General features: G+C 69.3%; 14 protein-coding genes. 11 read left to right on the top strand and 3 right to left on the bottom strand.

Annotation, left to right across the window (positions count from 1 at the left end):
* Both N416_RS0115135 and N416_RS0115140 read left to right on the top strand, forming a co-directional pair.
* The coding region (locus tag N416_RS0115135) for an AMP-binding protein (protein ID WP_024442950.1) at positions 1-1,043 on the top strand (1,043 nt) is incomplete at its 5' end.
* A 119-nt stretch (positions 1,044-1,162) separates the two neighbouring features.
* On the top strand, positions 1,163-1,378 hold the full coding sequence (locus N416_RS0115140) for a hypothetical protein (protein WP_231384320.1): 216 nt from the start codon (positions 1,163-1,165) through the stop codon (positions 1,376-1,378).
* Between the two features lie 6 nt (positions 1,379-1,384).
* On the opposite strand, the gene dapD is transcribed toward N416_RS0115140, so the two are convergent.
* A complete protein-coding gene (gene dapD / locus N416_RS0115145) occupies positions 1,385-2,338 on the bottom strand; it encodes a 2,3,4,5-tetrahydropyridine-2,6-dicarboxylate N-succinyltransferase (RefSeq protein ID WP_024442952.1) in 954 nt (317 codons plus the stop codon).
* Between the two features lie 115 nt (positions 2,339-2,453).
* On the opposite strand from dapD, the gene dapE reads away from it, so the two are divergent.
* The gene (gene dapE / locus N416_RS0115150) at positions 2,454-3,533 is read left to right on the top strand and encodes a succinyl-diaminopimelate desuccinylase (protein ID WP_024442953.1); all 1,080 of its coding nucleotides are present in this window, start codon (positions 2,454-2,456) and stop codon (positions 3,531-3,533) included.
* On the opposite strand, the gene N416_RS0115155 is transcribed toward dapE, so the two are convergent.
* Positions 3,523-5,562, bottom strand: a complete 2,040-nt coding sequence (locus N416_RS0115155) for an ATPase AAA (RefSeq protein ID WP_024442954.1) — start codon at positions 5,560-5,562, stop codon at positions 3,523-3,525. The two genes, dapE and N416_RS0115155, sit on opposite strands and share 11 nt — an antisense overlap.
* Positions 5,563-5,608: 46 nt before the next feature.
* Between N416_RS0115155 and N416_RS0115160 the strand changes: the two genes are divergently transcribed.
* From N416_RS0115160 to N416_RS22750, 7 genes are all read left to right on the top strand, one after another.
* The gene (locus tag N416_RS0115160) at positions 5,609-6,172 is read left to right on the top strand and encodes a TIGR00730 family Rossman fold protein (RefSeq protein ID WP_024442955.1); all 564 of its coding nucleotides are present in this window, start codon (positions 5,609-5,611) and stop codon (positions 6,170-6,172) included.
* A 32-nt stretch (positions 6,173-6,204) separates the two neighbouring features.
* Complete coding sequence (gene fadD6 / locus N416_RS0115165) at positions 6,205-8,001, top strand: long-chain-acyl-CoA synthetase FadD6 (RefSeq protein WP_024442956.1); 1,797 nt, start codon at positions 6,205-6,207, stop codon at positions 7,999-8,001.
* Positions 8,002-8,090: 89 nt separating this feature from the next.
* Positions 8,091-8,915, top strand: coding sequence for a dihydropteroate synthase (folP, locus tag N416_RS0115170; protein WP_231384321.1), 825 nt, complete (start codon positions 8,091-8,093; stop codon positions 8,913-8,915).
* The gene (locus N416_RS0115175) at positions 8,912-9,859 is read left to right on the top strand and encodes a glucosyl-3-phosphoglycerate synthase (protein WP_024442958.1); all 948 of its coding nucleotides are present in this window, start codon (positions 8,912-8,914) and stop codon (positions 9,857-9,859) included. Before folP ends, N416_RS0115175 begins: the two co-directional genes overlap by 4 nt.
* Before the next feature lie 103 nt (positions 9,860-9,962).
* The gene (locus N416_RS0115180) at positions 9,963-10,274 is read left to right on the top strand and encodes a DivIVA domain-containing protein (protein ID WP_024442959.1); all 312 of its coding nucleotides are present in this window, start codon (positions 9,963-9,965) and stop codon (positions 10,272-10,274) included.
* A gap of 5 nt (positions 10,275-10,279) precedes the next feature.
* A complete protein-coding gene (locus N416_RS0115185) occupies positions 10,280-10,846 on the top strand; it encodes a DNA-3-methyladenine glycosylase I (RefSeq protein WP_024442960.1) in 567 nt (188 codons plus the stop codon).
* Positions 10,847-11,012: 166 nt separating this feature from the next.
* Positions 11,013-11,183, top strand: coding sequence for a DUF3117 domain-containing protein (locus N416_RS22750; RefSeq protein WP_064998965.1), 171 nt, complete (start codon positions 11,013-11,015; stop codon positions 11,181-11,183).
* A gap of 46 nt (positions 11,184-11,229) precedes the next feature.
* On the opposite strand, the gene glgA is transcribed toward N416_RS22750, so the two are convergent.
* The gene (glgA, locus tag N416_RS0115195; RefSeq protein ID WP_024442961.1) at positions 11,230-12,390 is read right to left on the bottom strand and encodes a glycogen synthase; all 1,161 of its coding nucleotides are present in this window, start codon (positions 12,388-12,390) and stop codon (positions 11,230-11,232) included.
* Between the two features lie 129 nt (positions 12,391-12,519).
* On the opposite strand from glgA, the gene glgC reads away from it, so the two are divergent.
* Entirely contained in the window at positions 12,520-13,734 is a 1,215-nt protein-coding gene (gene glgC / locus N416_RS0115200; RefSeq protein ID WP_024442962.1) for a glucose-1-phosphate adenylyltransferase, read from the top strand.
* The last annotated feature ends 6 nt before the right edge of the window (positions 13,735-13,740 follow it).

Raw genomic sequence — 13,740 nt, forward strand, 5'->3', positions numbered from 1 at the left:
TCGCTGAACCGCCGGGCGAAGAGACCGCGCTGATCATCTACACCTCCGGCACCACCGGACCGCCCAAAGGTGTGCAACTGAGCCGGCGGGCGCTGGCCGCGGACCTCGACGCCCTGGCGCAGGCCTGGCAGTGGAGCCCCGATGACGTGCTGGTCCACGGCTTGCCGATGTATCACGTGCACGGCTTGGTCTTGGGCTTGTTGGGTTCGTTGCGGGTGGGCAACCGCTTCGTACACACCGGCAAGCCGACGCCGGAGGCATACGCGGCCGCGGGCGGCACGCTGTATTTCGGGGTGCCCACCGTGTGGTCGCGAGTGGTCGCCGACGCGAGCGCCGCCGCAGCGCTGCGGCCGGCGCGGCTGCTGGTCTCGGGCAGCGCGGCGCTTCCCGTCCCGGTGTTCGACGCCCTCGTCGCCCAGACCGGTCACGCACCCATCGAGAGGTACGGCAGTACCGAGTCGCTGATCACGGTGAGCACGCGGGTCGACGGCGAGCGCCGCCCGGGATGGGTGGGTCTGCCGTTGCACGGGGTGCAGACCAAGCTCGTCGCCGATGACGGTGGCCCGGTGCCGCACGACGGGGCGACGATCGGGCGGCTCGCGGTGCGCGGGCCGACACTGTTCAACGGTTACCTCAACCGGCCCGACGCCACCGCCGAGGCATTCGACGCCGATGGGTGGTACCGCACCGGGGACGTGGCCGTGATCGACGGCGACGGTATGCATCGGATCGTCGGCCGCGAATCGGTCGATCTGATCAAGACCGGCGGCTTCCGGGTCGGGGCCGGTGAGATCGAGACGGCGTTGCTGGGCCATCCCGCGGTTTGCGAAGTGGCCGTCGTCGGATTGCCCGACGAAGACCTGGGGCAGCGGATCGTCGCATTCGTGGTCGCCTCGGCGCCGGGTGCTGGGCTGCCCAGCGAATTGATCGACTATGTCGGTCAACAGCTTTCGGCGCACAAGCGGCCTCGTGAGGTGCGGATCGTGGATGCTTTGCCGCGCAACGCGATGGGAAAGGTGCTCAAGAAGGCGCTGCTGACGTAGGCTCCGCTTGCGCGAATGGAAACCAGAAGGGTGGCCCCGTGAAGGCTAGGAACCGATTCAGTCTCGCCGCTGTCACCGTTGTTGCCTGCGCGTCGGTCCTACTCGGTGGATGCTCGGCGGTGGACAAGGTCATCAACAAAGGTGGCGACACCACCTGCGGAGAGTTCAACGGCCACACCGACGAGAAGCAGCGCGCCGAGATCTCCAAGATGCTCAAGGACTCCAAGGGCGGCGAGCCGTCGAACCTGGAGCTGTCGGGAACGCAGGTTGCGGTCAGCGCTTACTGCAAGACGATCGGGAAAGACAGCGACAAGATCAGCAGGGTAATGCTGTAACGCTGCTTAGTTGGCGTGCAGGTCCTCGTTGAGCGCGATGCCCTGACCGTCACGGGCCACCACCTCGACCGCGCCGGTCTGCGAGTTGCGGCGGAACAGCAGGTTGTTTCCGCCGGCCAGGTCGCGGGCCTTGGCCGTGCTGCCGTCGGGCAGGGTGACCTTGGTTCCGGCGGTGACGTAGAGCCCGGCCTCGACCACGCAGTCGTCGCCCAGTGGGATGCCCAGTCCGGCGTTCGCGCCCAGCAAGCAGCGCTGGCCGATCGAAATCACCTGGGTCCCACCGCCGGACAGCGTGCCCATGATCGAAGCGCCGCCGCCGACATCGGAGCCGTCGCCGACCACCACACCGGCGGAGATGCGGCCTTCGACCATCGAGGCGCCCAGCGTGCCCGCGTTGAAGTTGACGAATCCTTCGTGCATCACTGTGGTCCCGGATGCCAGGTGCGCGCCGAGGCGCACCCGGTCGGCGTCGGCGATACGCACGCCGGACGGCAGCACGTAGTCGACCATGCGGGGGAACTTGTCCACGCCGTAGACCGTCACCGGGCCGCGCCGGCGCAACCGGGCCCGAGTCGACTCGAACCCCTCCACGGCGCACGGACCGTAATTGGTCCACACCACGTTGGTCAGCACGCCGAAAAGTCCGCCGGCGTTGAGCCCGTGCGGCACCACCAGTCGGTGCGACAGCAGGTGCAGGCGCAGGTAGGCGTCGTAGGCGTCGGCAGCGGTGTCGTCCAGCGATCCGATCACGGTGCGCACCGCGACCGTCTCAGTGCCGCGGTCTTCGTCACGCCCGAGCAGTCCGGCCAACTCGGCGGGCACCTCATCCGCGCCAAGGCGGGTCGTCCCGGGCTGGCCCGAGCCACCCAACTCCGGTGCGGGAAACCAGGTGTCGAGCACCGATCCGTCTGCGGCCAGCGTCGCTATCCCGACGCCCGAAGCTCCAGTCACGCCGGTCAGGCTACGTTCTTTCGGCGAACAGTGCCCCAGCGGGGGTGTCCCCAGCAAAAGTCCCGGCGCGCCCCGGCGGGTTCACATCTGCTCGGCGGCCACGCGCACGCACTAGGCTGAATCCGTGCTGGACCTGCACTCCGACCCGATTGCCCTGACCGCGGCGCTGGTGGACATTCCCAGCGAGTCGCGGCACGAAGCGCGCATCGCCGACGAGGTCGAAGCCGCACTGCGGGCGCAGGCCCCCGGCTTCGAGATCGTCCGCGACGGCGACGCGGTACTGGCCCGCACGCACCTGGGACGCCCGAACCGGGTGTTGCTGGCCGGGCATCTGGACACCGTGCCGGTGGCCGGCAACCTGCCCAGCCGGCGCACCAGCACCGCTGACGAGGGCGACGTGCTGCACGGTTGCGGCACCGTCGACATGAAATCCGGTGTCGCCGTCTTCCTGCACCTGGCCGCCACCCTCACCGAACCGGTGCACGACCTGACCTGCGTGTTCTACGACTGCGAGGAGATCGAGGCAGCCGCCAACGGGCTGGGCCGCATCGAGCGCAACCTGCCGGACTGGCTGGCGGCGGACCTCGCCATCCTCGGCGAGCCCACCGGCGGCTACATCGAGGCCGGCTGCCAGGGCACCCTGCGGGTCGTCGTCACCGCGGCCGGTACCCGGGCGCATTCGGCGCGGTCCTGGCTGGGCGACAACGCCATCCACAAACTGGGGGCGGTGCTGAATCGGCTGGCCGCCTACCAGCCGCGCAGTATCGACATCGACGGCTGTGTCTACCGGGAGGGCCTGTCGGCGGTGCGCATCGACGGCGGGGTGGCCGGCAACGTCATCCCCGATGCCGCGAGCGTGACCGTGAACTTCCGCTTCGCCCCGGACCGCACGCCCCACGAGGCGCTGATCCACGTTCAGGAGGTGTTCGACGGCTTGCACGTGAAGATCGAGCAGACCGACTGCGCCGCCGGCGCCCTGCCGGGGCTCACCGCACCCGCCGCCGCCGCGCTGGTGTCCGCCGCTGACGGACAGGTGCGGGCCAAGTACGGCTGGACCGACGTCTCCCGGTTCGCCGCCCGCGGCATTCCCGCGGTCAACTACGGCCCCGGTGATCCCAACCTGGCCCATACCGTCGACGAGCGGGTGCCGGTCGCGCAGATCAGCACGGTGGCCGAGCTGCTGCGCGGCTTCCTCAGCTCCTGAGCCGGTTCAGCGCGGTCCGGCCGAACGCGCAGTCGACTTCGTCGCACAGCCGGCTCAACGGGTCGACGGCCCGGGCATCGCCGAGCTGGGCGGCGGTGTCCCAAGCCTGCAGCGCCACCGCGGACTGCCCGGTGCGTTCGGCCATCTTGGCGGCTTCTCGGGCCGCGGCGATCGCCCCATGTTGGTCGCGCATGCCGGCCCGCTGCCAAGCCCGCGCCACCCCCAGCTCCGGAGCGAACAGCGCTGACTTGGTGCCGTGCCGGGATTCGGCCCGGCTCAATGCCTTTGCCGCACCGGCGATGTCGGACTGGCGGGCCAGTGCGGTGGCAAGAAGCGTCAGCGACAGCGGGCCCCACGAATAGCCGGTGCGCTCCAGCGTGGCCGTGGCCGGCACCAACATTGCGGTCGCAGCCTCGTACTCTTCGGCGGCGATCAGCACCTGCGCCACCAGCACCTCGCCGATAGCCCGGCCGGGCTGGGATAGCTCGGCGAAATCGGTGAATTGCCAGGCTAGCTCGCGGGCGTCGTCGAGCCGGTCGTCCATCAGCAGAGCGGTGATCTCGGCGAGCCCGACGGTGAACCGCAGCACCCCGGGATGTTCGGCGTCCAGGGCACGGCGCGCTAAGGGGCCGACGTCGTCGAAGCGACCGGATCGCGCCGCGCACAGCGCCGCGGCGCTGCCCGCCCACGCCACCGCCATGTCGTCGGCGGCCGGGTCGGCCAGGACCTCGGTGGCGGCCTGCACGGCGCGACCGATGTTGCCGGCATTCATCGCGAAGGTGGCGCCGAGCGCATCCAGGGTGATGCGCGGGGCCACGCCGGTCACCCGGCTACGCGTGGCCGCCAGGAAGGCGGTGGCGCGTTCGGGCTCGCCCAGCATGAAGAACTGATTGGCGGCCCGCGGCAGCGCCCAGGCCATCAGCTCCGGCTCGCTGAGGCCGGCCGGGTCGACGGCCGCCAGTACCGCGTCGGCGTCGCGCCCACGGCCCTGCCAACCCAGCGCGTGCGCCAGCGCCAGCCGCGCCGCCAGTCCGTCCGACCGATCCAGGGCGTGACGGGCCAGCCGCTCACCCAGTTGCAGATCGCCCAGTCTCAGCGCCTGCTGCGCGGCCTCCACCACCTCGGCGGCGGGCTGCGGGGCGTCGCTGTCGGCGGACAGCGCTGCCAGCCGCAACTGCTCGCCGACGTGTGCGCAGGGCCGGGAGGTCAGCCTGCCGACCACGTCGGTACGCCGGGCACGCGCATCCTCGACTGCGAGAGCGCCGCGGGCACGCTCAGCGAACAGCGGGTGAGCGGTGTAGACCACCGGGTCCGGCTCGCGGCCGCCGCGAGAACGGGTCTCCACCGCGCCCAGCTCCTCGGCGTGGCGGACCGCGTCGGCGCTGGTGAGGCTGATCAGATCGACCAGCGCCAGCGGCTCGAAGACGGCCAGGTAGTCCAGCACCGCACGAGCGTCGGCCGGCAAGCCCGCCACGAAGGCGTCCACGTCACGGCCGGCCTCACCCGCCGCGCCCACCTCTTCTAAGGCGGTGATATCGATGCGAGTCAGCAGGTCGTCGCCCCACAGTGCGGTGATCGGCGGCGGTGGCGCTGGGGAGCAGTCGGCGCGCCCGGTGACGATCACTCGGGCCGACCCGGTCAGCGCCAGCTGGTAGACCAGCGTCGCCGATAAGATGTCGAGCAGATGGGCGTCATCGACCACCAGCAGCAGCTCGCCCGCCGCATCGACCAACGAGGCGCGCGCCGCCCGCAGCAGCGCGGCCGGCTTGCCGATGTCGGCCACCGCAACCAGATGGCTGAAGGCGCCGAACGGCATGTCGCGCTCGGCGGGGGTGCCGATCACCCAGCACACCCGGGTCCCGGGATGGCGGTCGGCGTAATCCTCGGCCGCCAACCGGGCCAGGGTGGACTTGCCGCACCCGTCGGGACCGAGCACCACCGCGCCGGCCCGGGCCGCGCCGGGGTCCAGTGCTGCGGTGAGCTGATGCAACGCCGCCGAGTGCTCGGGAACGTTCCACCGGATCGGCATCGCCGAGAGTTTACGGTCTGAGCCAACCGCCCGATAGCCTTTCGGTGTGCGGTCGAGCGAATGGGCGGTCTGTGTCTACTGCGCGTCGGGCCCCAACGATCCGGCACTGCTGGCGCTGGCCGCCAAGGTCGGTGCTGCAATCGCCGAGCGGGGCTGGACGCTGGTGTGGGGAGGCGGCAACGTCTCGGCGATGGGCGCGCTTGCGGTGGCCGCCCGCGAGCGCGGCGGGCACACCGTCGGGGTGATCCCCAAGGCGCTGCTGCACCGCGAGGTGGCCGACGTCGACGCCGACGAGCTGATCGTCACCGACACCATGCGCGAGCGAAAGCAGGTGATGGATGACCGCGCCGACGCATTCCTGACCCTGCCCGGCGGTATCGGCACGCTGGAAGAGCTGTTCGAAACATGGACGGCCGGGTATCTGGGCATGCACGACAAAGAGGTGGTGCTCCTCGATCCCGATGGCCACTTCGAGGGGCTGTGGACGTGGCTGTCGGGGCTCATCGACACCGGTTTCGTATCCCGGCGTGCGATGGATCGCCTGCTGGTGTTCGGCGATATGGAGGCGGCGCTGGACGCCTGTTCACCCGGTACCGCCGGTAGCGGTTAAGCTCTCGATTTTCGGCGAAATGAGGCGATAAAGTGTCCGACCACGACTCCGGCACCGTCACCCAGGTGGGACTGGTCGACGTTCTGGCCCGCACCCCCCGCCTGTTGGCCGACGCGCCGACCATCCTGCGCGGGCTGTGGACCGGACTGCGGGCCCGGCCCACCTCCAAGGCCTCGATCGGCAAGGTCTTCCAGGATCGCGCGGCCCAACTCGGTGACCGGGTCTTCATCCGGTTCGGCGAGCAGCACCTGACCTACCGCGAAGCCAACGAGACCGTGAACCGCTACGCCGCGGTGCTGGCCGCGCGCGGCGTCGGCCACGGCGACGTCGTCGGGATCATGCTGCGCAACTCCCCGGACGCGGTGCTGATGATGCTGGCCGTCGCCAAATGCGGTGGGGTGGCTGGCATGCTCAACTACCACCAGCGCGGTGATGTGCTGGCCCACAGTCTGGACCTGCTGGGCGCCGCCTTGCTGGTTGCGGAGTCCGATCTGGTCGATGCCGTCAAGGAGTGTGGCCGCACCGACGCGCCGGTGACCATCGAGGAGTTCCGGCGGCTGGCCGCCACCGCACCGGACGGCAACCCGGCATCGGTCAACGCGGTACTGGCCAAGGACACCGCGTTCTACATCTTCACCTCCGGCACCACCGGCTACCCCAAGGCCAGCGTGATGACGCACTACCGCTGGTTGCGTGCGCTGGCCACCTTCGGAGGTGTCGGGCTGCGCCTGCGCGGCAGCGACACGCTGTACTGCTGCCTGCCGCTGTACCACAACAACGCGCTGACGGTCGCGGTGTCGTCGGTGCTCAACGCCGGCGCCACGCTGGCCCTGGGCAAGTCATTCTCGGCCTCACGGTTCTGGGACGAGGTGATCGCCGCGGACGCCACGGCGTTCGTCTACATCGGCGAGCTCTGCCGGTATCTGCTCAACCAGCCCGCCAAGCCCACCGACCGTGCACACCAGGTGCGGGTGATCGCAGGCAACGGGCTGCGGCCGGAGATCTGGGACGAGTTCACCCACCGGTTCGGGATCAAGCGGGTCTGCGAGTTCTACGCCGCCAGCGAGAGCAACAGTGCCTTCCTCAACGTGTTCAACGTGCCGCGCAGCACCGGTGTCTATCCGTTGCCGCTGGCCTACGTGGAATACGACCCCGACACCGGCCTGCCGCTGCGCGGCCCGGACGGCTGGGTGCAGCGAGTGCCTGCCGGCCAGCCCGGGCTGTTGCTGAGCCCGGTGAACCGGTTCTCGCCGTTCGACGGCTACACCGATCCCGAGGCCAACGAGAAGAAGCTGGTGCGCAACGCCTTCCGCGAAGGGGACTGCTGGTTCAACACCGGTGACCTGATGCGCCCGCAGGGCATGGGGCATGCCGCATTCGTCGACCGGCTCGGCGACACCTTCCGGTGGAAGGGCGAGAACGTCGCCACCACCCAGGTCGAGGCCGCGCTGAGCGTCGACGACGCGATCGAGGAGTGCGCCGTCTACGGCGTCGAGGTGCCCGGGACCGGTGGCCGTGCCGGGATGGCCGCGGTCAAACTGCGCGACGGCGTGACCTTCGACGGGCCGGGGCTGGCCGCCGTGGTCTTCGACCAGCTGCCTTCCTATGCGGTGCCGTTGTTCGTGCGGGTGGTGCCGTCGATGTCCCACACCACCACGTTCAAGAGTCGCAAGGTTGAGCTGCGCGAGCAGGGCTACGGCGACGGTGGCCAGGACGAGGGGGCGATCGAGGACCCGCTGTACGTGCTGGCCGGCCGCGACGAAGGCTACGTGCCCTTCTACGCCGACTACCCCGACGAAGTGGCCGCCGGTAAGCGACCGCAGGGCTGACCGAGTAGCTGCGCAGCGGTACCGGGCACCATAGACAGGTGCAGTCCCACTTCTGCGGTCGTCCGGTGGCGGCCGATCGAGCGCTGATCATGGCGATCGTCAACCGCACCCCCGACTCGTTCTACGACGCGGGCGCCACGTTCACCGACGAGGCGGCCAAGTCCGCCGTGCACCGCGCCGTAGCCGACGGCGCCGACGTCATCGACGTCGGCGGGGTCAAGGCCGGGCCGGGGGAGACCGTCGACGCCGACACCGAGACCGCTCGGGTGGTGCCGTTCATCGAATGGCTGCGCAGCGCTTATCCCGAGCAGCTGATCAGCGTGGACACCTGGCGTGCGGAGGTGGCCAAACGCGCCTGCGCGGCCGGTGCCGACCTGATCAACGACACTTGGGCCGGGATCGACCCGGACCTGCCGGCGGTGGCCGCCGAGTTCGGGGCGGGGCTGGTCTGCTCGCACACCGGAGGCGCGAAACCGCGCACCCGTCCCTTCCGGGTGAGCTACGGCACCAGCGTCGACGGGGTGGTGAAAGCGGTGATCAGCGAGGTCACCGCGGCCGCGGAACGGGCGGTGGAGGCCGGGGTGGCCCGGGATCGGGTGCTGATCGATCCCACCCATGATTTCGGCAAGAACACCTTCCACGGGCTAGCGTTGTTACGACATACGGAGGATTTGGTCGGTACCGGATGGCCGGTGCTGATGGCGCTCTCCAACAAAGACTTCATCGGGGAGACTCTTGGAGTGGGTCTCACCGAACGACTGGACGGAACATTGGCGGCCACCGCGTTGGCGGCGGCCGCTGGAGCCCGGATGTTTCGGGTTCACGAGGTCGGCCCGACCCGGCGCGTACTGGAGATGGTGGCATCGATCCAGGGCGTGCGGGCCCCGACCCGCACAGTAAGGGGACTCGCATGACCGACCTGGTCTCGGCGCCGGGCGACACCCGGCTGTCCGGGCGCACCTGGACCCGGCCGCAGTGGACGGTGGCCGAGCTGCTGGCTGCCAAGGCCAAGACCGGTCGCAGCGTCTCGGTGGTGCTGCCCGCGCTGAACGAGCAGGCGACCATCGAATCGGTCATCGACAGCATCACGCCGCTGGTCGACAACCTGGTCGACGAGCTGATCGTGCTGGACTCCGGGTCCACCGATGACACCGAGATCCGCTCGATCGCGGCCGGCGCGCGCGTCGTCAGCCGCGAACAGGCGGTCCCGGAGGTGCCCCCGCAGCCCGGTAAGGGCGAAGCCCTGTGGCGGTCGCTGGCGGCCACCAGCGGTGACATCGTGGTGTTCATCGACTCCGATCTGATCGACCCCGACCCGATGTTCGTGCCCAACCTGGTGGGGCCCCTGCTGACCGGGGACGGCGTCCACCTCGTCAAGGGTTTCTACCGGCGGCCGTTGAAGGTCAACGGCACCGAGGAACCCACCGGCGGTGGTCGGGTCACCGAGCTGGTGGCCCGACCGTTGTTGACCGCGCTGCGCCCCGATCTGGGTGCGGTGATCCAGCCGTTGGGTGGGGAGTACGCCGGCAGTCGTGAACTGTTGGCGTCGGTTCCGTTCGCACCCGGCTACGGGGTGGAGATCGGGCTGTTGATCGACACCTACGACCGGCTGGGGCTGGAGGCGATCGCCCAGGTCAACCTCGGTGTACGGGCGCACCGCAATCGCCCGTTGGCCGAGTTGGCCCTGATGAGCCGCCAAGTCATCGCCACCTTGCTGTCGCGCTGCGGCGTCCCCGATTCCGGGGTGGGCCTGACCCAGTTCGTCGCCGACGGCCCGGATGGAATGGATTATCTGCCGCGCACCACCCCGTTGTCGCTGGTCGACCGGCCACCGATGAACACCCTGCGCCAGCGTTGATCCTGGCGATCGCCAGCGCGGCGGAGCCGGGCGCAGCGGGTCGCCAGCGTTGATCCGTTCGGCACCGCCCCTCATGTCGGTGTGATGAGGCACTATCGATGCCGTGACACTGGTGTTGCTGTATCTCGTTGTGCTCGTGCTCACCGCGTTGCTGCTGTTCGGGGTGGCCAGCACGCTGTTCGGCCGGGGTGAGCAGCTGCCGCCGCTGCCGCGCGCGACGACGGCGACCATGCTGCCGGCGTCCGGGGTCACCGGTGCCGACGTCGACGCGGTCAAGTTCTCCCAGGTGCTGCGCGGCTACAACACCGGTGAGGTCGACTGGGTGCTGGAGCGCCTCGGGGCCGAGCTCGACCAACTCCGCGGCGAGCTCGCCGCGGCGCAGGCGGCCGCCGAGACGGCAGCGGAGTCGCGTTGAGCGGCGTGCCCGACGACGGCCAGATCCGGTGTGGCTGGGTCGACGGCGCCTCCGTGCTGTACCGCGACTACCACGACCAGGAGTGGGGACGTCCGGTGCGGGACTCGACCGCACTGTTCGAGCGGGTCAGCCTGGAAGCCTTTCAGAGCGGGCTGTCGTGGCTGGTGATACTGCGTAAGCGGGAGAACTTCCGGCGGGCGTTCGCCGGCTTCGACGTGGAGACCGTCGCACGCTTCACCGACGCCGACGTGGCCCGGCTGATGGACGACGCCGGCATCGTGCGCAACCGAGCCAAGATCGAGGCGACGATCGCCAACGCCCGGGCGACCGTCGACCTCGGTTCCACCGATTTGGCGGACCTGTTGTGGTCGTTCGCCCCGCCGCCGCGTCCGCGTCCGGCGGACCTGTCGGCAATTCCGGCCGTCACGCCGGAATCGACGGCGATGGCGCGCGAATTGAAGCGTCGCGGGTTCCGATTCGTGGGACCCACTACCGCCTATGCGTTGATGCAGGCCACGGGCATGGTCGACGACCACGTCCGGGCATGCTGGGTGCCACCGGTAACCGGTTAGATCCATTAAAATGCACTACGGAATCGGGTCTTGTGCACGCGCCGTCGCCGATAGGGGAGAATGGCGGAGTGAAACTGCAGTTCGATGCCGGACGCTGCGACTGCCGTGCACACCCGGCGCAGATCATGGGCACGGCCTGCGGGCTGGTACCTGGAGGGAGCACTCGATGGCGGCGATGAAGCCCCGGACCGGCGACGGTCCGTTGGAAGCGACCAAAGAGGGGCGAGGCATCGTGATGCGAGTACCGCTTGAGGGCGGTGGACGACTGGTCGTCGAGTTGACTCCGGATGAGGCCGCCGCCCTCGGCGACGAACTCAAAGCCGTCACCAGCGGCTAAGGCGATCGCAGCGGGTCGCCGTAAGTACCCAGAGCGTGACGGTGGGCTAGCGGCCCGCCTGCCGGTAGACCGCCAAGGTCTGCTCGGCCACTCGCGCCCAGGAGAACACCTCCTCGCAGCGACGCCTGCCGGCGTCGCCGTAGCGCTGCGCACGGGCCGGGTCGGTGATCAACGCGTTGACGGCTTCGGCGAGTTCGGCGTGATACCCGTCCGGATCGGCGGCGTCATAGTGGACCAGGGTGCCGGTCTGCCCGTCGGTGACCACCTCTGGGATACCGCCGACGTCGGAGGCGACCACCGCCGTGCCGCAGGCCATCGCCTCCAGATTGACGATGCCCAACGGCTCGTAGACCGACGGGCACACAAAAACTGTTGCCGCCGACAGTAGTTCGCGGATCTTGCGAGCGGGAAGGGTCTCCTGGATCCAGAACACCCCGCTGCGGGTGGCGGCCAGATCGGCCACCGCGGTACTGACCTCGTCGGCGATCTCCGGGGTGTCGGGGGCACCTGCGCACAACACCAGTTGCGCGTCCGGGTGAAACCGGTGCGCGGCGGCCACCAGATGAGCCACCCCCTTCTGCCGGGTGATCCGCCCGACGAACGCCACCATGGGCCGGGCCGGATCGACACCGAGCTCGGCGGGCATCGAATCCGGGCCGGTGGGCTGCGGACGCCAGACCGCGGTGTCGATGCCGCTGTAGATCACGTGCACGCGGTCGGGGCGCAGATCCGGGTAAACCCGCAGCAGATCGTCGCGCATGGCCGAGCTGACCGCGATGACCGCGTCGGCGGCGATCGTCGCTTCCTTCTCGGCCCACGACGACACCCGGTAGCCGCCCCCCAGCTGTTCTGCCTTCCAGGGGCGCAGCGGCTCCAGTGAGTGCGCGGTCAGCACATGCGGGATGTCGTACAGCAACGCCGCCAGCCGGCCGGCCAGGGCGGTGTACCAGGTGTGGGAGTGTGCGACATCGGCGGTGCTGAGGGCGTCGACCATGGTCAGGTCGGCCGACAGCGTCCCGAGTGCCGGATTGGCGTCGCGCAGCGCCGGATCGGGCTGATGCGCGTGTGCGCCCGGCCGGGGCGCGCCCATGCAGTGCACGTCGACGTGACACAACCGTCGTAGTGCCTCGACCAGGTTGGTGACGTGGACGCCCGCGCCGCCATAGATCTCCGGAGGGTATTCCCGAGTCAGCATCGCCACCCGCATAACCGGCACGGTATCGGTCGCCGATCACCGGCCGCGCAGCGGATCGATCGGTGATTTTTTGGTAAAGAACGTTCGCCAATCGTGCGGTCAACCTGGCAGGGGTCCGAAGCGGCCGATAGGTTTGTGGCCATGAGGGAAGCGCCGCATGTGCTGGGCATCGTCCTGGCCGGTGGGGAGGGCAAGCGGCTGCATCCGCTGACCGCCGACCGAGCCAAGCCGGCGGTGCCGTTCGGGGGTGCCTACCGGTTGATCGACTTTGTGCTGTCGAATCTGGTCAATGCGCGCTACCTGCGGATTTGTGTTCTGACGCAGTACAAGTCGCATTCGCTGGACCGGCACATCTCGCAGAACTGGCGGTTGAGCGGACTGGCGGGGGAGTACATCACCCCGGTGCCCGCCCAGCAGCGCCTCGGCCCGCGCTGGTACACCGGGTCCGCCGATGCCATCTATCAATCGCTGAACCTGATCTTCGACGAAGACCCGGACTACATCGTGGTGTTCGGAGCCGACCACGTGTACCGGATGGACCCCGAACAGATGGTGCGCTTCCACATCGCCAGTGGGGCCGGGGCGACGGTCGCCGGGGTGCGGGTGCCGCGCGCGGAGGCGTCCTCGTTCGGTTGCATCGACGCCGACGACTCCGGCCGGATCCGCGGTTTCCTGGAGAAGCCGGCGAACCCGCCCGGCACACCCGATGACCCAGAAAGCACGTATGTGTCGATGGGCAACTATGTGTTCACCACCAAGGTGCTGATCGATGCGATCCGCGCCGACGCCGACGATGATCACTCCGACCACGACATGGGTGGCGACATCATGCCGCGCCTGGTGGCCGACGGAATGGCCGCGGTCTACGACTTCTCCGACAATGAGGTACCTGGCGCCACCGAGCGCGACCGCGGCTACTGGCGTGACGTCGGAACCCTGGACGCGTTCTACGACGCGCACATGGACTTGGTGTCAGCACACCCGGTGTTCAACCTGTACAACAACCGCTGGCCGATTCACGGCGCGACCGAGAATCTGGCACCCGCGAAGTTCGTCAACGGGGGCTCGGCGCAGGAATCGGTGGTCGGCGCCGGCAGCGTCATCTCGGCAGGCTCCGTGCGCAACTCGGTGCTGTCGTCAAACGTGGTGATCGATGACGGCGCGATCGTGGAGGACAGCGTGATCATGCCCGGGGCCCGGGTGGGGCGCGGCGCGGTGGTGCGGCACGCGATCCTCGACAAGAACGTCGTGGTCGGCCCCGGCGAGATGATCGGAGTCGACCTGGAGAAGGACCGGGAACGGTTCTCCATCAGCGCCGGCGGCGTGGTCGCCGTCGGCAAGGGCGTGTGGATTTAGCGGCGA

This window comes from Mycobacterium sp. UM_WGJ (genome assembly GCF_000455125.1).
GTDB lineage: Bacteria > Actinomycetota > Actinomycetes > Mycobacteriales > Mycobacteriaceae > Mycobacterium.

Excerpts from the sequence above, each read along its gene's own strand:
- N416_RS0115155 (WP_024442954.1), bottom strand. The coding sequence starts at position 5,562 with ATGCCGATCCGGTGGAACGTTCCCGAGCACTCGGCGGCGTTGCATCAG.
- folP (WP_231384321.1), top strand. The coding sequence starts at position 8,091 with ATGGCGATCGTCAACCGCACCCCCGACTCGTTCTACGACGCGGGCGCC.
- N416_RS0115175 (WP_024442958.1), top strand. The coding sequence starts at position 8,912 with ATGACCGACCTGGTCTCGGCGCCGGGCGACACCCGGCTGTCCGGGCGC.
- N416_RS22750 (WP_064998965.1), top strand. The coding sequence starts at position 11,013 with ATGGCGGCGATGAAGCCCCGGACCGGCGACGGTCCGTTGGAAGCGACC.
- glgA (WP_024442961.1), bottom strand. The coding sequence starts at position 12,390 with ATGCGGGTGGCGATGCTGACTCGGGAATACCCTCCGGAGATCTATGGC.
- glgC (WP_024442962.1), top strand. The coding sequence starts at position 12,520 with ATGAGGGAAGCGCCGCATGTGCTGGGCATCGTCCTGGCCGGTGGGGAG.